Here is an 822-nt window from a genome sequence, read left to right as displayed (position 1 = left end):
GACCTGTGGGAGCTGGCCTTGCCAGCGATCGAGCGCGCAGCGGTCGTAATCCAGTCAGCGCCTGATGTGCTGACTGCACTGGCCTCATCGCCGGCAACGCCGGCTCCCACAATGGTTCGGTGTACGCCAGACCTGTGGGAGCTGGCCTTGCCAGCGATCGAGCGCGCAGCGGTCGTAATCCAGTCAGCGCCTGATGTGCTGACTGCACTGGCCTCATCGCCGGCAACGCCGGCTCCCACAATGGTTCGGTGTACGCCAGACCTGTGGGAGCTGGCCTTGCCAGCGATCGAGCGCGCAGCGGTCGTAATCCAGTCAGCGCCTGATGTGCTGACTGCACTGGCCTAATCGCCGGCAACGCCGGCTCCCACAATGGATCTGCATTCACTGGACCTGTGGGAGCTGGCCTTGCCAGCGATCGAGCGCGCAGCGGTCGTAATCCAGTCAGCGCCTGATGTGCTGACTGCACTGGCCTCATCGCCGGCAACGCCGGCTCCCACAATGGTTCGGTGTACGCCAGACCTGTGGGAGCTGGCTTGCCAGCGATCGAGCGCGCAGCGGTCGTAATCCAGTCAGCGCCTGATGTGCTGGCTGCACTGGCCTAATCGCCGGCAACGCCGGCTCCCACAATGGATCTGCATTCACTGGACCTGTGGGAGCTGGCCTTGCCAGCGATCGAGCGCGCAGCGGTCGTAATCCAGTCAGCGCCTGATGTGCTGACTGCACTGGCCTCATCGCCGGCAACGCCGGCTCCCACAATGGTTCGGTGTACGCCAGACCTGTGGGAGCTGGCCTTGCCAGCGATCGAGCGCGCAGCGGTCGTAA

At 64.6% G+C, this 822-nt stretch carries 1 protein-coding gene; it reads left to right on the top strand.

Annotation, left to right across the window (positions count from 1 at the left end; translation table 11 throughout):
* Positions 1–626: 626 nt before the first annotated feature.
* Positions 627–822, top strand: a 196-nt coding sequence (locus tag NLX68_RS26395) for a hypothetical protein (protein ID WP_254286428.1), incomplete at its 3' end; no start/stop codon positions are given.

Source organism: Pseudomonas sp. SBB6 (assembly GCF_024213215.1).
GTDB lineage: Bacteria > Pseudomonadota > Gammaproteobacteria > Pseudomonadales > Pseudomonadaceae > Aquipseudomonas > Aquipseudomonas donghuensis.
Note: the sequence above shows the minus strand (reverse complement) of the source record. Positions and strands in the feature narration are given on the sequence as shown.